Annotated in this window: 17 protein-coding genes; 8 read left to right on the top strand and 9 right to left on the bottom strand. The window is 60.3% G+C overall.

The window, feature by feature from the left end; translation table 11 throughout:
• Positions 1–130: 130 nt before the first annotated feature.
• From AB4O22_RS11280 to AB4O22_RS11245, 8 genes are all read right to left on the bottom strand, one after another.
• Complete coding sequence (locus tag AB4O22_RS11280; protein WP_003201839.1) at positions 131–1,450, bottom strand: OprD family porin; 1,320 nt, start codon at positions 1,448–1,450, stop codon at positions 131–133.
• Between the two features lie 169 nt (positions 1,451–1,619).
• Positions 1,620–2,450: a phosphodiesterase gene (locus AB4O22_RS11275; protein WP_013693355.1), complete on the bottom strand. Its 831-nt coding sequence runs from the start codon at positions 2,448–2,450 to the stop codon at positions 1,620–1,622.
• Positions 2,451–2,475: 25 nt separating this feature from the next.
• Positions 2,476–3,507, bottom strand: a complete 1,032-nt coding sequence (locus AB4O22_RS11270) for an ABC transporter ATP-binding protein (RefSeq protein ID WP_460096330.1) — start codon at positions 3,505–3,507, stop codon at positions 2,476–2,478.
• A complete protein-coding gene (locus AB4O22_RS11265; protein ID WP_014338364.1) occupies positions 3,504–4,298 on the bottom strand; it encodes an ABC transporter permease in 795 nt (264 codons plus the stop codon). The genes AB4O22_RS11270 and AB4O22_RS11265 overlap by 4 nt, the downstream gene beginning before the upstream one ends.
• Positions 4,295–5,149: an ABC transporter permease gene (locus AB4O22_RS11260; RefSeq protein ID WP_085983272.1), complete on the bottom strand. Its 855-nt coding sequence runs from the start codon at positions 5,147–5,149 to the stop codon at positions 4,295–4,297. Before AB4O22_RS11260 ends, AB4O22_RS11265 begins: the two co-directional genes overlap by 4 nt.
• Positions 5,150–5,164: 15 nt before the next feature.
• Positions 5,165–6,169 (bottom strand): ABC transporter substrate-binding protein, encoded by a 1,005-nt coding sequence (locus AB4O22_RS11255; RefSeq protein ID WP_460096329.1) that lies wholly within the window; start codon positions 6,167–6,169, stop codon positions 5,165–5,167.
• Positions 6,153–7,172, bottom strand: coding sequence for a LacI family DNA-binding transcriptional regulator (locus AB4O22_RS11250; RefSeq protein ID WP_028236876.1), 1,020 nt, complete (start codon positions 7,170–7,172; stop codon positions 6,153–6,155). Before AB4O22_RS11250 ends, AB4O22_RS11255 begins: the two co-directional genes overlap by 17 nt.
• Before the next feature lie 209 nt (positions 7,173–7,381).
• Positions 7,382–7,939, bottom strand: coding sequence for a helix-turn-helix domain-containing protein (locus AB4O22_RS11245; RefSeq protein WP_223471538.1), 558 nt, complete (start codon positions 7,937–7,939; stop codon positions 7,382–7,384).
• A 300-nt stretch (positions 7,940–8,239) separates the two neighbouring features.
• On the opposite strand from AB4O22_RS11245, the gene AB4O22_RS11240 reads away from it, so the two are divergent.
• From AB4O22_RS11240 to AB4O22_RS11205, 8 genes are read left to right on the top strand one after another with little or no spacing between them, the layout of a single operon-like run.
• A complete protein-coding gene (locus tag AB4O22_RS11240) occupies positions 8,240–8,950 on the top strand; it encodes an iron-containing redox enzyme family protein (protein WP_013693359.1) in 711 nt (236 codons plus the stop codon).
• Positions 8,951–8,977: 27 nt separating this feature from the next.
• Positions 8,978–10,099 carry a pyridoxal phosphate-dependent aminotransferase gene (locus tag AB4O22_RS11235; protein ID WP_028236875.1) on the top strand — a complete coding sequence of 374 codons (1,122 nt, stop codon included), beginning with the start codon at positions 8,978–8,980 and terminating at the stop codon, positions 10,097–10,099.
• A 1-nt stretch (position 10,100) separates the two neighbouring features.
• Entirely contained in the window at positions 10,101–11,270 is a 1,170-nt protein-coding gene (locus AB4O22_RS11230) for an NAD(P)/FAD-dependent oxidoreductase (RefSeq protein WP_263292823.1), read from the top strand.
• Positions 11,261–12,118, top strand: a complete 858-nt coding sequence (locus tag AB4O22_RS11225; protein WP_003201861.1) for a TauD/TfdA dioxygenase family protein — start codon at positions 11,261–11,263, stop codon at positions 12,116–12,118. The genes AB4O22_RS11230 and AB4O22_RS11225 overlap by 10 nt, the downstream gene beginning before the upstream one ends.
• A 9-nt stretch (positions 12,119–12,127) precedes the next feature.
• Positions 12,128–13,411, top strand: coding sequence for an ATP-grasp domain-containing protein (locus tag AB4O22_RS11220; protein ID WP_003201863.1), 1,284 nt, complete (start codon positions 12,128–12,130; stop codon positions 13,409–13,411).
• 46 nt (positions 13,412–13,457) lie between these two features.
• Positions 13,458–14,405 (top strand): EamA family transporter, encoded by a 948-nt coding sequence (locus AB4O22_RS11215; RefSeq protein WP_003201866.1) that lies wholly within the window; start codon positions 13,458–13,460, stop codon positions 14,403–14,405.
• Between the two features lie 23 nt (positions 14,406–14,428).
• On the top strand, positions 14,429–15,670 hold the full coding sequence (argE, locus tag AB4O22_RS11210; protein ID WP_172681407.1) for an acetylornithine deacetylase: 1,242 nt from the start codon (positions 14,429–14,431) through the stop codon (positions 15,668–15,670).
• Positions 15,667–16,986: an MFS transporter gene (locus AB4O22_RS11205; protein WP_003201870.1), complete on the top strand. Its 1,320-nt coding sequence runs from the start codon at positions 15,667–15,669 to the stop codon at positions 16,984–16,986. Before argE ends, AB4O22_RS11205 begins: the two co-directional genes overlap by 4 nt.
• 20 nt (positions 16,987–17,006) lie before the next feature.
• Here AB4O22_RS11205 and AB4O22_RS11200 read toward each other — a convergent pair whose 3' ends face one another.
• Positions 17,007–18,215 carry an MFS transporter gene (locus tag AB4O22_RS11200; protein WP_223471534.1) on the bottom strand — a complete coding sequence of 403 codons (1,209 nt, stop codon included), beginning with the start codon at positions 18,213–18,215 and terminating at the stop codon, positions 17,007–17,009.
• Positions 18,216–18,324: the final 109 nt, after the last annotated feature.

Genomic DNA, 18,324 nt, shown 5'->3' with positions numbered 1-18,324 from the left:
AATTGCCTGATCGTGCGAATCGAAAAGGTGCTGAGTGTTGCCACAGCACAGGTGAGATCCCAACAGACAACCTAGCCAGGAGAGCGTCACGTGTGAGTTCCACTCCCTGGCCCCGAACAATACTGACCGCTTACAGCAATGGAATGCTATAGCTCACGATCAGGCGATTCTGATCCTGGTCACGAGCAATATCGCTGCGGGACATGCCGTTGCGCCAGCCGAAACCGACGTTCTTCAACGCGCCGCTCTGAATTACATAGTCCAGAGAGATATCACGCTCCCACTCACTGGCGTCCTGGCCGCTGGCCGTCTGGATGTTGTCGCCCTTGAGGTACATCACCGAGGCCTTCAAACCCGGCACGCCAAGCCCTGCGAAGTCATAGGCATACTGGGCGAATGCCGTGCGCTCGCCGGCCTGGATGAATGTCTGGATGGTACGGTCGGTGTAGAGGTAGAGACTCGCGCCGCCTTCGCCTTTACCCACCAGGCCGCCCTGGTTCAGTTGTGTAAAGTTGCTGTCTTCGGACACGCTTTGATAACCGGCGGTAATGGCATGGCCGCCCAACGAGTAAATGAACGCCGCACTCCAGGTATCGTTGTCGATTTCACCGCTGCCGTCCTTGGTATAGCCGCCGACTTTGTAACCACTGGCGCGACCGGCTGCGCTGCCGTTCTTGCCATCGGACGTGGTCTTGAAATAACGCAGGTCGGTTTTCAACGAGCCGTACTCACCCAACGGTAATACATGCAGCAAGCCGGCGAAGTGCTGCTGGTAATAATCTTCCAGATTGGCGTAGTAATACTGGGCGGTCAGGTCCTTGGTCAGTTTGTAATCGCCACCGGCAAAGGTGAATTTGTTGCTTTCCTGGCTGCCGCCCGCCACGGCCAGGCCGGCGCTGTCACTGGAAGCACGGCCGGTGGCGTGTTCCAGTTGTCCGGCAGTGAAGGTCAGGTTGTCGATTTCATTGCTGGTGACTTGGCCACCTTCGAAGGTTTGCGGCAGCAGGCGGCCATCGTTGGAAACCAGGATCGGCAGCTTCGGCTGCAAAGTGCCGTAACGCAGTTCGGTCTTGGAAACACGCATCTTCGCGGTTGCACCGAGACGCGACCATTGGTCCGCCGCCTTGTCACCATCGTTTGGGAACATCGAGCCGCCAACATGACGACCCGCGCCGCTGTCGAGCTTCAGGCCTAGCAACCCGATCGCGTCCAGGCCAAACCCCACGGTACCGTCGGTAAACCCGGATTGATAATTGAGCATGAAGGCCTGGCCCCATTCTTCGGTCTTCGAAGGTGCGGCGGCGCCATCACGGTTATCGTTGTTGAAGTAGAAGTTGCGCAAGTTCAAGTTGGCTTTGCTGTCGCTGATAAAATCAGCCGACGCCAATGGACTCAGGACCAGACTCACACCGCCAGTTAAAACACTCAGTACTTGCAATAGGGCTTTCATCAGGACGAACTCCACCGCGGAATCACTGTTCCGGGCATGTTGGAAAGGCAGCAGTAAGCTCTCGGCCGATCACCTGATTGGCCGATGCGTTAAATGACTCGTTAGAAAATCTTCAATGGGGTAGGGGATAAATCTCCAAAGCGTGCCATCAGTGAAAGTCCCTGGGTTATCAGTCGATCAATCCATGAGCGTCATAAAAGGGGTACGGCCCGGGATACTCGCCAAACACGCCGTTATGGGTCACCAATCCCTGTCCATGCCAGTGGTGCAGCAGGTAGCCGGGTGGTTCCAGGTTGAAATGCGCGGGAGCGGTTGGCTGTAGATCCAGGACAATTTGATGGGAGGTGCCGGGACACACGCAGCTCAGGCTGCCACCAAAGCGTCGCTGCATCGGCCGATGCAAATGCCCGCACAGCAGGCGCTCTACCTGCGGATGACGGGCGATGACCTGCTCCAGCGCCGAGGCGTTGATGAACGGTTCGCGGTCCATGTGGCCGATGCCGCTGATAAACGGCGGATGGTGCAGGACCAGCAGCGTTGGCACGTCGGGACGACCGGCCAACTGTTCATCGAGCCAGCTCAACTGGCTGTCCAGCAACCGGCCGCCATGGCCGCCGGGAATGGTGCTGTCCAGGCCGATCAGGCGCAGCGGATGTTCGTCAACCACCCAATCCAACGGGGCTCCGGCCACGCTTGGCAAGTAGTCATGATCGGCAAATGCCGCCCGCAAATGCTCGCGGTTGTCATGGTTACCGGGAACCAGGTAGCAAGGCATGTGCAGGCGCGCCAGTTCGGGGTGCAGCACGGCATATTCATCAGGGCGACCGAAGTCCACCAGGTCGCCACTGATCACCACGATGTCGGGACGCGGCACCCGGGCATTCAAATGGTCAACGGCATGACGCAACGCGGCGAGGGTATCGACGACGCCATAGGTCAGTTTTTCCCCGGCCTTGAGATGCAGGTCGCTGATCTGCGCAATGAGAAACGGATGATTCAAAATAAGCCCTCTGAAAACACGAATATCACGATGACAAGGTGAACAGCACCTGCGGCTCGACGGCCAAGGAAACCGGGGCGCCAGGGGTGTGTATGACGCTGTCGGTGCTGTCCACCAGCAATGGCTGGGCGGCGCCGACGTCCACCAACAGGCGGCTTTGGGCTCCCTGGAAAAACTGGCCCACCAGTCGCCCGCGCAGATGCCCCTCGTTGTCCATCACCCGCAAATGCTCGGGACGGCAATAGACGGTGGCGGGCAATCCGGCACCCAGCCATGGCAACTCTCCGCCATGGACTTTCAAGCCCAGGGGCGTGTGCTTGAGCACTGGAAAAGCGTTGAGGTTGCCGACAAAACTGGCGACGAAAGCGTTGGCCGGTTGCTGATAGATTTCCCGTGGGCTGGCCAATTGCGCAACGCGGCCGCGCTCCATGACCAGGATCCGATCACCCAGCGCCATGGCTTCGCCCTGGTCGTGGGTGACGAACACGGCGGTAATGCCCAGATGGCGTAGCAACTGATCCAGTTCGCTGCGCAGGCGCTCACGCAACTGCGCGTCCAGTGCCGCCAAGGGTTCATCGAGCAGCAATACCCGGGGCTTGGGCGCCAGGGCACGGGCGAGCGCGACCCGCTGGCGCTGACCGCCGGACAACTCGTGGATGCTGCGCTTGCCATGATCCTGAAGGCCCACCAGTTCCAGCAGCTCCGAGCAACGCTTGTTCCGTTCGGCAGGCGCCATGCCGCGAATCTTCAAGCCATAGACGATGTTGCCGGCCACATCCAGGTTGGGAAACAACGCATAGTTCTGGAACACCATGCCCACGTCGCGCCGCTCGATGGGCAGGCGGGTAACGTCGGTGTCGCCAAAAAATACCTGCCCCACATCCGGGCGTTCGAGCCCGGCGATCAGCCGCAGGGTGGTGGTTTTACCGCAACCGGACGGACCGAGGATCGCCAAGGTTTCGCCGGCCTCTATGGTCAGGTCCAGGTCATGGACGGCAACGGTGCCGTCCGAGAACGCCTTGCGGCAACCCGCCAGGCGAATGGTGGTTCCGGTCATCGTTTGTCTCCACGGGAAAGGCGCGCGCTGATGGCCTGCAACGCAATCAGCAGCGGCACGATCATCAGCAGGAATATGAGGGTGTAGGCGCTGGCGACTTCCAGCCTGGCCGAGGCATAGCTGTCCGCCAGGCCTACCGGCAATGTCTTGGTCATCGGCGTGTGGAGCATCCAGGTCAGGTTGAACTCGCCCAGCGACAGCGTGACAACCATGAGTACCCCGGCGAGAATCCCTGCCCGACAATTAGGCACCACCACACTGAAGAATCGTCGCAACGGCCCGGCGCCAAGGCTGGCCGCCGCTTCTTCCAGGACGGGCAAGTGCTGGCGTTGCATCACCGCCATCACCGGACGCACGAGGAACGGCAGGGTGAACAGCACATGGCCGACGAGAATGAACAGCCAGCTGCTGCGAAATCCGCCGAATTGGCCATAGGTGAGCAGCAACGCCAGGGCGCTGGCCAGGCCTGGCATCGCCACCGGTAGCACCATCAACTCCTCGAACGCACGGCTGAAGCGGTTGTTCATCCGTACCAGCGCGTAAGCCGCCGGAACACCCACCACGCAAACACTTATTGCGCAGGCCACTGCCAGTTGGAGGGAGAGCCACACCGTCGGCGAATAGGCCTGCCAGACTTGCACCAGCCAATCGAACGTCAGGCCGCTGGACACGCCCTGGAAATAATTGCGTGTCAGCCCGGCCAGCAGTGACATCAGCACCGGCACCAACATGAACGCGCAGACCAGCAGGGTGAACAGCAACTGCCCGATGAACAGCGTTGAGCGTCTCACAAGACTGTCCTCGAATTTTTCGCCAGGCGCCTGGCCAATAGCAGCACCGCCCAGGTCAGCGCCCCCAATACCACCGACAGCGCAGCCGCCACGGCGAAATTGGCATAATTGGTGAACACGTTGTAGATCGCCACCGGGGTCACGTTCAGGCGGGTGCCCAAGGTGAAGGCCGTACCGAACGCGCCCATGGAAGTGGCAAAGCAGATCGCTCCGCACGAGACCAGCGCCGGCGCCAGGCCTGGGACGATGACATCGCAGATCACTCGCCAGTGGCCGGCGCCCAATGAATGCGCGGCTTCTTCCAGGCTGCGATCCAGGCTTTCGCAAGCGGCCATCACCGTGAGGATCACCCGCGGAATCGAGAAGTACAGGTAACCGATGCAAAGGCCCATCAGCGAGTAGGCGAAGATCCAGCGTTCACCCGCCAGCTCGAGGCCAAGGCTGGCGAACAAGCCTTGGCGCCCAGCCAGCAAAATCACCAGGAAACCGACGACCACACCGGGGAATGCCAGCGGGAAGGTCAACAAGGCGACCAACAGCGAACGACCGAAGAAGCGCTGGCGACTGAGGAAAACCCCACTGATGCCACCCACCAACAGCGCCGCGAGGGTCGTCGCCAGAGCCAGCAGGCAAGTCTGTGCCAGACTGCCCAGGTATTGCGCACTGCCCAGTACCTGCCAATAACCGTTTTCGCCGCCGTCGCGACGTTGCCCGCCCAGCACGATCAGGTGCGCCAGCGGCAACAGCCAGAACGCAAACAGCACCGCTGCCGCAGGCGCCAGGGCCCAGGCCGCGGTCAGCCGCAGACGCGGCACCGTGGCCTGGCCCGACGAGACTCCCCGGGCTTTTATTACCGAGGCGGTCACTTACTTGACCTCTTTCAGGTAACGCGCGGAAAAGGCTTCCTGCGCCGCCGCCATCTGCTCGTAGTTGACCACACCGGCCCGGGCGTAATCGCTGTCCGGCAGGAACTGTGCGGCGACGTCGGCTGGCATCCTCATCGCCCGCACCGGCCGCAGGTAGGCCTTGGCCCAGAGCGCCTGGCCTTGCTCGGACAGGACGAAATCCAGGACCTTCTCGGCGTTGGCTCGATGGGGCGCGTTGCCGACGATGCTCATCACGTAAGGCACGCTGATGCTGCCTTCCCTGGGAATCACGAAAGCGACGTTGGCCTTGTCCTTGTAGCGCGCCCGGTAGGCGTTGAAATCGTAATCGACCAGGATCGGTAGTTCACCGGACAACACCCGAGCATAAGCGGTCTGCTTGGGCACGATGGGTGAGTTTTTCGCCAGTTTCTGGAAGTAATCGATGGCAGGCGTAAAGTCATTGAGGCTGCCGCCCATGGCCTGGTTGATCGCTACCGCAGAAACGTAGCCGACGAACGCACTGGACGGATCAAGGTAGCCGACCATGCCTTTGTACTCAGGCTTGAGCAGATCGCCCCAGCTTTGCGGCACGGGCAAACCGCCCAGTGCATCGACGTTAACCATGATGCCCAAGGTGCCAGAGTGAATGGCAAACCAGTGTCCTTGCGGATCCTTCAAACCGTCCGGGATCTGCTCCCAGCCCTTGGGCTTATAGGTGCCGACCACCCCGGCTTTTTGCGCCTGCAAACCGAAGGTCACGCCGTAATACACCACATCCGCCACTGGCGCGGCCTGTTCGGCCACCAGTTGTGCCAATGCCTGCCCGGAGTTCTTGTTGTCCAGCGGGACCTGCACGCCGGTGGTATCGGCAATGGCCTTGAGCTGCGTGCCCCAGTCGGCCCATTCCGGTGGGCAGTTGTAGCAAATCGCCGTTTCGGCAGCCTGGGCCAGGCTGGCAACGCCGCAAAGCAGCAACGTCGCCAGGGTTTTACTGAAGCGGATCATCAAGCGTCTCCTCGTAGGGTTGAGTACTTTCGCCCGGCCGGATATGGCAGGGCAGGCAATGGGAAACCGGTGCGGCGCCGCCGATCTGCGCCAGCAGTTGGTCGATCACGGTGCAGGCCAGGGCTTCGATGGGCTGGACGACGCTACACAGCGTCGGGTGCATCTGAGTGCCGAGGGCGATGCCATCAAAGCCAATGACTGAAAGCTGCTGGGGGACGTGCCAGCCGTTGCGACGCAGTTGTGCAATCAGGCTGATTGCCAACAGATCGTTGGAGCAAACCAGCGCACTGAGGGCTTGCGGGCCTTGCAGCAGCGGCTCGATGGCGGCGAAGTCGGCTTGGGTATGGGCCGGCATTTCAATCACCGGCAGGCAGTCGAGACCGGCCTCACGCATGGCGTCGCAATAACCGGCGTAACGCAGGCGAGCACGGTCCGATTGCAGTGCCGGGCCGGCCACCATGCCAATGCGCCAATGCCCGGCTTCGAGCAGATAACGCGTGGCGAGGGCCATGCCGGCACGGTTGTCCACCGACACGGCGCTGTAGTCCGGATTGCCCGGCTGGTGATAGGCCAGCACAAAAGGCGTGTCCTCGTTGTCCAGGCTTTGCAGCACGCGGTTGCTCTCGGCGTCGGTCACAGTGAGGACCAGGCCGTCGACGCGCTGGCGCAACAACTCCTCGACCACCACGCTTTCGCGCTCGCTGCTGTAGTCGGTCGTTGCCAGGAGCAGGTTGTAGCCGCGCAAGCGCGCAGCGCGCTCCATGGCCTGGAATTGTTCGGCGAACACTGGATTGAGCAGGTTAGGGACCACCACACCGATCAGCTTGGTCACCTGCAGGCGCAGTTGGCGGCCCAGACGATTGGGCCGAAAACCCAGTTGGCGCGCAGCGGCGAACACTTGCTCGCGGGTCGCCGGACGCACCACTTCAGGGGAGGCAAAGGTGCGGGCCGCGGTTGCCCGCGAAACCCCAGCCAAACGTGCCACTTCTTTCAAATCAGTCATTGTCACTCGCTTGAGATCGATCTCATTGGCGAGGACAGTACCCAGCCGCCATGGCATTTCAGCGACGGAGTGATGACGATTTGATGTCAGTTTGCGATAGCAGCCTCTGACGGTTATGCAGGTCGCGCACGCCGCATCTGGTCGCAGGTCGGCGAAATGGACGCGCTGGCACCAACCATTGGTGCAGGTGGGCGCCGAAGGGGCGAGGGTTACTTGCGAATCAAGGCTATGACGTATTCGCACACTTGCGATGTGGCGTTTTCGAACGTGCAGGCTTCTTCGGGCAGCCCCAGTTGCAAACAGTCGCCTTGCTCCAGGACATAGATGGTAGTGCCCTTGGTAAACGTCAGCGTGCCTTGCGTGGTCCACACCTGCTGATGAAGGAACGCATAGGCCGTGGCGGGGTAGCTGATACGCACGCCCGGAGGCAGTTGCACGCTGATGAGTTCCAACGGCCAGCCCTCCCGCGGGGAGACTTGCTGGCGCGAATAGCCGGTTTCCGGGTCTACCCAGCGCGGTTGCTCTGCCGCCCTTGAAAGAAGTCCCGAGCGCCCCTCGGCTCGATGCAACAGTGTGGAGAGGGGCAAGCCGAACGCCCCCGACAACCGACCCAGGATGGTCGAAGTCGGGCTGACCTGCGCGTTTTCAATTTTGCTGATCATTGCCTTTGATACGCCAGATAGCTGGGCGAGCTCGCCGATGGACCATTCCCGAGCGGTTCGCTCGGCTTTGATGGTGAGGGCGATGTCGATGGGCTGATTGTTCACTATAGAAGACTTCCAGATCGGGGTGATTTAATTTGAGCTTAGCGCCCGACATGCATCTTGTTGGTGCAAAAAATAAATAATGCTCTATTTCTGCGCGATAAAATTTCAACGAATCATAATCTATTGATTTTAAATGGAATTAATATCACAAATTTAATGTTTCAAAATAAATCTATTGTTCGTAGCGCCGTCGATTAAAAGTATTAATTTGTTTGCGGGAATCGCTTGTTTACTATCTGAAACGCGCAGCGACATTCCGTCGCGGCCATCCAAGCTACCTTATCGTATTTGGGGGGATCTATGCCGGCTCAGCAAATGGAACAAGGCTGTCTGACGGGTGAGCAAATCATCCATTCGATTAAAGGAATGATCACGGCTTCGGGGATCAACACCAATGCGTTCTATAAAACCTTTCGACAGGCCCCGCTGCCCAAGGCGACGCTGAAGAAAGTGTTCCAGCAGTACTTTTATTACATTCGTACGTTCCCTCAGATCCTGGCGGGCACCTCGCACCGTACCGACAGCGAAGTGATTCGGATGAAGTTGGCGCGCACGGTCGTGTCTGAGCTGGGCGATGGGGTAGGCGAGGCACACTTCATCATGTTTGAGCGTGTACTTGCCGGCGTTGGCATCACGTTGGATGACTGGAAGAAGGTTGAATATATTCCCGAAGCCAGTGAGCTGGTCGACGGCCTGCGTCGAATTTTCCTCGAGGGTTCGACAGAGCATGCCATTGGTGCTCATTACGTTATCGAAGAGTTCGGCTTTCCGATGATCGCCAACCTGTACGAAGGCTTCCGCCTCTACAGCGGGTGGAAACACGAAGACTTCACCTACTTCTATCTGCACATGCTGGTAGAAACCGATCATGTGCAATGGATCAGTGACGCGGTCATGGAGGCGGCCCGGGACACTGACAACGGCAACAATATTCTGGAGGGCGCTGCCGATGTACTGAACTTGTTGACCCGATTCTGGCAAGGACTCAACCGAGTAGCCACTCACGCCTGACCGATCAATACAAGGGGGCGGGAAGTCATGGATGATTTGACATTGATTGGTCGAGTGGCGCCCTTCAGGGATGCCAGTGCATATGCAGCATCCTCAGGAGCGTTGAACCTTTCGCAAGGAATTCCTGAACCCCTGTTTGACAATGCCATGAATGCGGCGCTGGCCCGCCAGGTCCGGGCGGGCTGGCAGTACGCCGACCCTCGCGGCGAAATGATTTTGCGCGAAAGCATTGCAGCTCACAGTGCAGGCTATGCACCCGACAGCGAAGTGCTGGTGACCAGTGGCTGTACCGAGGCCTTGTACCTGGCCCTGTACGCAGCGTCCACGCAGTACGGCAGCCGGGTCGCGTTCTTTGAGCCCTTTTATCCCTATTACCCAGGAATGGCCTCGTTGCTGGGGTTGGAGTTTGTTGCAGTGCCGTTGTCGGCAGGGGAGTCGATCGGCCCCGATTGGGCAGTGCTCGAACAGCAATTGCGCGCTGGTGTTCGCATACTGCTGCTCAATACACCCCATAACCCGACGGGGTGGTGCATGTCCGCTGATGATTGGCAGCACATGGTGGCGCTGGCAAAAAACCATGACTTCATGGTGATTGTCGACGAAGCCTATCGTCACTATCAGTACGCCACTGACACATCGGCGCGGTACCCCCGGCAGCAGATTCCCATGATGGTGGCAGGCAGCGCATCAAAGTTGTTGTCCATGACGGGCGTCCGGATCGGCTGGTTGTGCGCGCAGGCAACCTTCATGGAGCGAGCCTATGCCCATCACCTCTACCTGAGCTATTGCCAACCCACCCCCATACAGGCAGCCGTTGCTGTTTTGCTCGATGAGTTGACCGCCGGGCGCCTGGATAGCCTGCGCGAGCACTACAAGCACAAACGTGATCGCCTGGCAGGTGCGCTGACGGCTGCCGGGCTGGATATCCGGTTACCGGCGGGCGGCCATTACATCATGGCCGACTATTCACGGCGGGCGCCTTCATTGTCCCCCGTTGAATTCAGTCAACACCTGGCCGTTCGTTGCGGGGTCATGCCATTGCCTGCGACGCCCTTCTACCAGGGGCCGTGCCCCACCTATGTCAGGTTTTCTTTCTCGGTAGCCAAACCCATTGTTGATCAAGCCTGTGCCCGCCTGGAGGATTTTTGAAATGGAGCAGCATGTGTTCGACGTCATTGTCGTAGGCGGCGGTCCCGCAGGGCTTAGCGAGTGTATCCGGCTGATTGATCTGGGCCTGAAAGTCGCTGTTATCAGCGATGTATTCGGGGGGTGCATGGGCATGATGGGGGATCATCCATTGCAGTCCTACTGCAATGAACTGGAGATCGAAGGCGCGCCCTATCCCTTGCATCGGTTCATGCGCAAGTTGTGCGTCAGCCCCACCGGTGAGGAATACGCAGCCTACATCCGTAGTAACTTCGAAGCCTTGCCCTTGACCAGGATCCAGCAACGGGTGGTCACCGTCAGCAAGGCCCAGGGGCTGTTCGAGGTGAGCCTGGCCCCGGGTTCCCAGCATCGGTCCTTGCGTGCACAGCAGATTATCCTGGCAACCGGGATTCGCCCGAAGGCGCCGCCCTTCGAAATGCCCAGTGCCCATTGGTTGAAGTGCTTTGACGTCTATCAAATGGTTGCGCGGGGCGAGGCCCACCGTTTCCTGCAGCAGGATGTGGTCATCTTCGGCAGCGGTAACAGTGCGTTTCAGATCGCACTGCTCCTGGCCCCGTTCGCCCGCAATGTGTCGATCCTGATCAAATCCTATCTGGGGCTGTATCCCCAAGAGACCGATGATCGCTTTGCCCTCAGGTCCCTTAGCCAGCGCACGCTGGAAATGATTGCCAAGACTTCGTCCAGTACCTTTCAAGGGCCGCTCAACAGCGCCAGCAGCACAGGCCGGGCCAATATCTGGCTGCATGCCTACAGCAGCATTCGCCAGGATGGCGACAAGGTCGTCCTGGACCTTCCGTCGTCACTCAACGGCAATCCGCTGCTCCAGGCTTCCTGTCGCAAGGCTCAAGAGGCGGGCCGGTTGGTCGCCGCCCAGGCATCCGACGGGCATGAGTTGCACTTGGATGTGTCGGCCAAGGAGCAATGCCTTGTTTCGGCCATCGGCGTCACCGCACAACTCCCCGCCACCGACTGGCCGCAACTGCTCAACCAGCAAACCGGCTTTACCTGCCACCAGGATGGGAAAAGCCCTGTCGCCGGCCTGTATTTCGCGGGTGCTGCCTCAGGTTATGCGTCGATCAATACGATGGTGCCGGCAGCTGCAGAAATGAGTGCCGCAATATCGCTGCAAGAAGGACTGCGGTCATGGGCGTGAGGATGTTCCAGCCGCTGCGCCTGGACCTCGGCGACGTGCTCGGGCAGTCGGCAGCGGAGCTCAGGCAGGCCATCGCGCAGGCCAAGGTGCTGGTCATCGCCAACCAGGACGTCAGCGTCGCCCCTTATGTGCAGTTGATGCGCAGGCTGGGCTCGCCTGTCCATCATGTGTTGGCCAAGTACTGCCTCGAGGATTATCGGGAAGTGCTGACCGTGACCAATCTCCATCGGGACGGCCAGGCCCTGGGCGTGCATGAAGGAGGAGGGTATTGGCACACCGACATGTCGTACAAATCGGCGAACACGGTGTTCACCTCACTGCTGTCGGTACGTGTACCAGACCAGCACGGCGAGACCCAATTCATCGATTGTGTCGCGGGCCTGCATCAGGTTCGCCAGTGGCTGGAAAGCCCAGGTTGCCCGTCGTACCTGAAGGGGCTCGACCTGGAAAACCTGCGGATTCACCACCGTTTCGGCAATCGAGACGCGCTGCGCAATGCCGACGCCGCGGTGCAACAGCTCAATTCCCAGGAGGCTGGCGCACTGGAAAACACCGTGGTCCACCCCCTGGTGTACAAACACCCGCTCGCTTGCACGGCGTCGCTGTATGCACCGGCTGCCACGGCCATGCAAATAGAAGGGGTCACGCCTGCACTGTCCCATCGCATTCTCGACAGTCTGGTCGACTTCCTTGTCCAGCACGCACCGCGCTATCGGCATGCCTACCGCCCAGGCGACATCGTCATCTGGGACAACCTTTCAACGCTGCATAAAGGTCCGCCCATACCCAAAAGTGAAGGGGGCGCCGATGCGCGCCTTCTCTATCGCATGAACGTCGACTTCCAGTGAGGCACTACCATGATCCAGACCATCGTTTTCCTGACGCCCCATTACCTTAACTTTGCCTCCGAGAAGGCGCTGCAGACACTGGGTCGAGATTGCCGGACAGTGCTGATCGCCTATCACGCCGACGTCCTGCCGCCTACGCTCGAGCGCAATGTCTCGCAGATCGTGCGTGTCGATGCCGACCTGCAGCGCAACATCCGCCCGTTGCTGGATCATGACCAATGTCGCAGCGTCATCAGCGATGAGCTGCGAGCCGTGCAGGGCAAAACCTCCTCATTGCGTATTTTCTGCCAGGAAGAGTGCCACGTTGAACTGGCGGCTCAGTTGCGCGAGGAGTTCGGATTAGAAGGCGACACACAGGCGATCGTGGCGAACTTTCGCGACAAGGTGCTGATGAAACACGCCGTCAGCAAGAAGGGGATACGCATTCCCGAGTTTGTGCCACTGGATCACGTACGGCTATCGGCTGAGCCTCAGGCTTACTACGCTGATCTGACGGCGCGATTGGGCTTGCCCCTGGTCCTGAAGCCGGTGAACGCAGCGGGCAGTTTCGAGGTGTCGATCATTCGCAACGAGGCCGAATTCATCAAGGCCCGCGAACAAGTGTTGGCCTCGCCGTATCATTTTGATTATGAGGTGGACGAGTTCATTGACGGCGACATGTTCCAATGCGACTCGTTTGTGGTCGACGGTCAAATCCGCTACTGCGGTGTGCTGGAACTGGGCTGCACCAACTTCGACTTTGTCCAGGGCAAGCCCTTGAGCGTGATTCCCGTGGCCGACCCCACGCTCAAGGCGACCCTGGAGGCATTCAATCGGGACGTGATTGCGGCCCTGAACTTTCGCAACGGTTCGACGCACCATGAGGTCTTCGTGGACCGCAAGCGCGGTTATCCGGTGTTCCTGGAAATTGCCGCACGCGTACCTGGCGGCATCGGGGTGCCGTACCACGAGAAAAACAGCGACATCAACCTGATCGACGCCAATCTCTACCTCGTAGCCGGCGCCGCAGCACTCGATGACATCAAGCCCAACGAGAAGAACAACGTTGTGTCCGCCTTGTTGCCCTTGCGCAAGGGCCGAATCAGCCAGCTCAACGAACCGCCCATTTCCAGTACCTACGACATCGACTGGCGGGTCGCCCCCGGAATGGTGGTGGACTCCCGGTCCCTGGCCGATACCGCGGGCATCCTGACTTTGTACAACGCAGACCCAAAGGTACTTCGAGCCGACTTCGAAGCCTTGCAGGACTACGTACCGACCCAGGTGGAAGTGCTGGAGCCGGGAACCGCTTGATTGATCCAGCGGGCGGCAGGCAACAGGTTTTTCTCAAGGAGCAGGCATGAAGACAGGAATACTCGGTGCCGTCAGCATGGCGGTCTACTGCATCTCGACGGCGCTCTCGGCCGTCTGGGTCATGGTGGCGTTCACCCGCATCAGTGGGGCGGCGTTGACATTCATTACCTTCCTGATGGCCTGGGCGGTATTTTTCCTGGTGCATACCTTGCGGGGTCATGACCCGTTTCGTCTGCTGCGCGAGGAGTGGCGAGGCGTTCTGCTGCTCAATGTGCTGACGTTGTTCAGTTGGTGGTTGATGTTCATGGCATTGCAGCGCATTGAAGCGTCGGTGGAGTCAGCGATCTATCAGGGCTGGATGCCGCTGGTGGTGGTGGTCTGTGAAATGCTGGTGGCGCGCTCCTCGGTCAGTCGTTCCCGCTGGCTGGGCGCGCTGCTGATCCTGTTGTCGCTGATGGCGTTGGTCCTTATGCGTCTCGCGCTTGGAGTCACGGCCCAGGTAAGCCTGGTCAACTTGCATGAGGGCATTGCCCTGGCGACTGTCGCCGGGATCACTGGCGGGATCTATGTGTTCTGCTCGGCTCGACTGAACCGCGATAGCAAGTACAGCGCCATGGATATCCTGTGCGTCAGGTTCTTCCTGCTATTGATCGTCACAGGGTGGGTCGGCCGGGAAAATTTGCACCAGTTGCTCACGCTGGATACCGCCATGCTCGGCCAGTTGATCAAGCTGGCGTTTGTCAGCGTGCTGATTCCGGTGTTTACCCTGCAATTTGCCATTCAGCACCTGGGAGGCGGGCGGGTGTCCATTCTCACGCCTTGCGTACCGGTCATCGCCTTGGCCGCCGAGTTCGTGCTCTCCACCTGGCATAGCCCTTGGGTTCCCGTCCTGGTTACGGTGGTGTGTGTGGCGGTGTTGTTGTCCAACGTCTGGTTTTCGCGAGACAGGCGCGTTGTTCGTTCAGGGCCCATGCCTGTTGCCCTTCAAAAATAGACTTCTGTTTGCTGGAGCATCCCATGACTCTTTCCTTGGCCTTTGCGCAGGGGGCGGCAGACGCGTGTTCGAATGACGGCCGCAGCGTGCTGGCACGCACGTTGGAAATCGCACGAACCTTGATCGGTTTTCCTTCGGTCAGCGACCGCTCCAATCTGGACCTCATCGAATGGGTGAGCGGTTACCTGCACGGCTTCGGGGTACAGGCCCGGATTCTGCCGGACGCCTCCGGGCGCAAGGCGAACCTGTTTGCCAGTCTCGGACCGCCGCGCCCCGGGGGCATCATCCTGTCCGGACATACTGACGTGGTGCCGGTAGCGGGCCAGGCCTGGGCGCAGGATCCGTTCAGCGCTCACCTGGATCAGGATCGGCTCTACGGTCGTGGCAGTTCGGACATGAAGGGGTTCATCGCCGTGGTGCTGGCAATGGTTCCCGAGCTGATGGCGTCTGCACGACAAAGCTTTCACCTGGCCTTGTCCTATGACGAAGAAGTGGGGGCGATGGGGGCGAAACATCTGGCCCCATTCATCTCCCAGGCACAGCTGGAACCCGCCGGTTGCATTGTCGGCGAGCCGACTTCAATGGCGTTGGTGATCGGCCACAAGGGGCGTCACGAAATCAATTGCTGCGTCCATGGCAAGGTGGCGCACTCATCGTTGCCGAGCGAGGGGGTCAACGCCATCGACTATGCCGCGCGGGTACAGATGCAGCTTCAGCAAGTGGCCAGGCGGCTTTCACAAGGGCCACTGGATAGCGGGTTTGATGTCCCGTATACCACCGTCCAGGTCTGCCGGGTCAATGGCGGTGTCGCTGGCAATGTCATTCCTGGTCAATGCAGCTTTGACTTTGAGATTCGCTACCTGCCCGGCTGCGATGCCGAGCAACTGCTGGTGCAGATCAAGGACGACGCCAAGCAGGCCATGCACAGTGAGATGGATGATCGCGCCGCGGCGGCGTCCATCGAGTTTTCCCACACGCTGCACACCCCGGGGTTGGATGAGAAGGGCAACCAGGCGTTCGCGCAGTGGGTCCGCGAGGCTAGCTCAATGGCCCATGGCCAACAACGCGTGGCGTACAGCACCGAGGCCGGGCTGTTTCAGGCCGCAGGGATCCCCACGATCGTCTGCGGCCCAGGGAGCATCAAGCAAGCGCACAAGGTGAACGAGTATGTGGACCTGGCTCAGCTTGAGGCCTGTGAACAGTTCCTGCGCCGCCTGGCACGTTGTGAGCCATTGCCTCCATTTCCCGCTGGGGGTGCGCAATGAGCGCCACAGCCCAGGATAGCCAGGGGCGCAAACGCAGAAAACTGGTGCTCGCGGTGAGCGTGGGCGCCGCCCTGGAATGGTTCGACTTCACCCTGTTTGCGATCTTCGCCTTGCAGATCGCCGCGGCGTTCTTTCCGGCATCCGATCCATTGATGTCGTTGCTCGCGTCCTACCTGGCACTCGCCGTCGGCTTCGTGGCCCGGCCGTTGGGCGCGCTGCTGATGGGGCGCTATGCCGATCGCCAGGGGCGCAAGGCCGCGTTGACGCTGTCGATCATGCTGATGGGCGCCGGAACCCTGATCATTGCCGTATGCCCGACCTACGAGACCATCGGTTGGTGGGCACCGCTGAGCATTGTCGTCGCGCGCATATTGCAGGGGGTTGCAGCAGGAGGAGAGATCGGTGGTGCGCTGGCCTATCTTGTCGAGACAGCACCTGCGGACCGCCGCGCGTTATTTGCGTCCAGCCAACAGGTGGCGCAAGCCGGATCATTCCTGCTATGCGGTTTAAGTGCGAGTCTGTTGTCGAGCGCGCTGACGCCCGCCCAGTTGGATGAGTGGGGTTGGCGCGTGCCCTATGTCTTCGGACTGCTGGTCGTGGTGGCGGGCTTGAAAATTCGTCGCAGTCTCGAGGAAAGCGAGCCGCTGCGCCGCTTTCTCGATAATCAAGATAAGCACGCGCTGGCCGGGAAGGGGCCTAACCTTCGCCCCTATCTGCCCAACCTCGTGAGGGGGGTGCTGATCGTCGTTCTCTGGACGGTCGCGACACAATTGATCAACTTCATGCCGACCTATGCATCGATGGTGCTTGAACTCCCGCGCAACAAGGCCTACCTGGGGTTGGTGCTGGTCGGCCTCATCACGCTGCTGTGTCCGTTAACGGCACTGCTGTCGGACCGCATCGGGCGCTACACCGTGATGCTCATCGGTGCCGTGGGGGTCGCGCTCTGTGCCTACCCAGGGTTCGTATGGCTGAACAACAGTCCCAGTCTCCAGACGCTGATCAGCTTCCAATGTGGGCTGGCAGTGCTGATGGTGCTTTACACCGGGCCGGCTGCAGCAGCCCTGGCAGAGCTGTTTCCGGTGCAGGTCAGGGCCCTGGGTGTCTCGCTGGCCTACGCCTTATCGGTGACCCTCTTCGGCAGTGCCACGCCTGCGCTGATTACCCTGATCTACCGACAGAGCGGCGATGCCCTGGCGGCGGCCCACTGGCTGTTTGCGGCGGCCTGCCTGAGTGCGATACCGCTGGCCTGGGTAAGCCTGTCGAAATACCGGGCAAGCGCCACCCCGGCGTTGGCCGCCGAGCATGAGACTTGAGCGAAGATGACTCACGATCCTCATTGAATGCTCTGGGTAAACCCGCACTGCCTGGCAGACCACACCACCGCCAATGTCAGCAACAGGAGAATGACCAGGACCGGCGCAAACGCAACGACACCGAGGTGATCGAGCAGGACGCCCCCCACGATCCCACCCCCGGCAATGGCGACGTTCCAGGCCGTGACCAACATCGACTGGGCGAGATCCGCTGCCTCTCCGGCCGTCTTGGCGATCGCCGTCTGGAACAACGTCCCGGCCCCTCCAAAGGCGATTCCCCAGGCCGCTACCGCGATGTAGATCGCGGCAGGGCTGTCGCTCATGGCACCTAGCGTCAGTGCCGAGATGGCGAACAGCGCCGTGCTCGCAAGGGTCAATGCCCGTAGATGGTGATCGATCAGCACGCCGACGACCCAGATGCCCAGCAACGATGCGACCCCGAAGACCAGCAGAACCAGGTCGGTCCGCTCGCCCAGGCCCGTCGTCATCAGGAACGGCGCGATATAGGTAAAGAGAATGTTGTGCGCCAGGACAAAGGCCAACACCACGAACAACACCGAGCGAACGCCCGGCAGGGTGAAGACCTGACCCAGGGCAAGGCGTTTGCCGGTGGTTTGCCCGGGAAAGTCAGGCACCTTGAGTCGTACCCAGACCATCAAGGCGACGGCGAACAAGCTCATGATGGCGAAACTCATCCGCCAACCGATCAAATTGCCGAGCAAGGTGCCGGCCGGTACGCCCAGGGATAACGCCAGGGGTGCACCAACCATGGCTATCGCAATCGCCCGACCTTTCTGGCTCTCGGGCACCATGCGGGCGGCATAACCGGCCAACAAGGCCCAGAGCAGCCCGGCCGATACGCCACCCAGCAAGCGGGCAACGATCGTCAAGCCATAGTGGGACGAAAGCGTCGTGACTGTATTGGCCACGGCAAAACCGGCAATGGCCAACAGCAAGAGCGGCCGGCGCCGCATGCCTTGGGTCGCGGCCGTCAAGGGAATGGCCGCCAGCAAGGAACCTATCGCGTAGACCGTGACCAACTGGCCGGCGAGGGCTTCGGAAATTGCCAGCCCTTCGCTGATCTGTGAGAGAAGGCCGGCGGGCAAGGCTTCGGTGAGAATGGTCACGAACGCTGCCAGCGCGAGGGCAAACAGTGACCCGATGGGGAGCGGCGCAGCGTCTTGAACGACCTCGTCCTCGGCGTCGATATGGGTATTGGCAATCGTCATGTGTCACCTGCTTGGAACGCTTCTGGCCCGCCGGATAGCGGCGTCAGTCGCAGATTGATAAGTGCCGACTACGGTAAGGGTCCCTTCTTTGCGAGACAAGAATGCTAGA

The organism is Pseudomonas sp. S3_B11, assembly GCF_054667715.1.
The sequence above is the reverse complement of the archived record's forward strand: the minus strand, read 5'-3'. Positions and strand labels throughout refer to the sequence as shown.

Excerpts from the sequence above, each read along its gene's own strand:
- AB4O22_RS11280 (WP_003201839.1), bottom strand. The coding sequence starts at position 1,450 with ATGAAAGCCCTATTGCAAGTACTGAGTGTTTTAACTGGCGGTGTGAGT.
- AB4O22_RS11270 (WP_460096330.1), bottom strand. The coding sequence starts at position 3,507 with ATGACCGGAACCACCATTCGCCTGGCGGGTTGCCGCAAGGCGTTCTCG.
- AB4O22_RS11255 (WP_460096329.1), bottom strand. The coding sequence starts at position 6,169 with ATGATCCGCTTCAGTAAAACCCTGGCGACGTTGCTGCTTTGCGGCGTT.
- AB4O22_RS11250 (WP_028236876.1), bottom strand. The coding sequence starts at position 7,172 with ATGACTGATTTGAAAGAAGTGGCACGTTTGGCTGGGGTTTCGCGGGCA.
- AB4O22_RS11240 (WP_013693359.1), top strand. The coding sequence starts at position 8,240 with ATGCCGGCTCAGCAAATGGAACAAGGCTGTCTGACGGGTGAGCAAATC.
- AB4O22_RS11235 (WP_028236875.1), top strand. The coding sequence starts at position 8,978 with ATGGATGATTTGACATTGATTGGTCGAGTGGCGCCCTTCAGGGATGCC.
- AB4O22_RS11230 (WP_263292823.1), top strand. The coding sequence starts at position 10,101 with ATGGAGCAGCATGTGTTCGACGTCATTGTCGTAGGCGGCGGTCCCGCA.
- AB4O22_RS11225 (WP_003201861.1), top strand. The coding sequence starts at position 11,261 with ATGGGCGTGAGGATGTTCCAGCCGCTGCGCCTGGACCTCGGCGACGTG.
- AB4O22_RS11220 (WP_003201863.1), top strand. The coding sequence starts at position 12,128 with ATGATCCAGACCATCGTTTTCCTGACGCCCCATTACCTTAACTTTGCC.
- AB4O22_RS11215 (WP_003201866.1), top strand. The coding sequence starts at position 13,458 with ATGAAGACAGGAATACTCGGTGCCGTCAGCATGGCGGTCTACTGCATC.
- argE (WP_172681407.1), top strand. The coding sequence starts at position 14,429 with ATGACTCTTTCCTTGGCCTTTGCGCAGGGGGCGGCAGACGCGTGTTCG.
- AB4O22_RS11205 (WP_003201870.1), top strand. The coding sequence starts at position 15,667 with ATGAGCGCCACAGCCCAGGATAGCCAGGGGCGCAAACGCAGAAAACTG.
- AB4O22_RS11200 (WP_223471534.1), bottom strand. The coding sequence starts at position 18,215 with ATGACGATTGCCAATACCCATATCGACGCCGAGGACGAGGTCGTTCAA.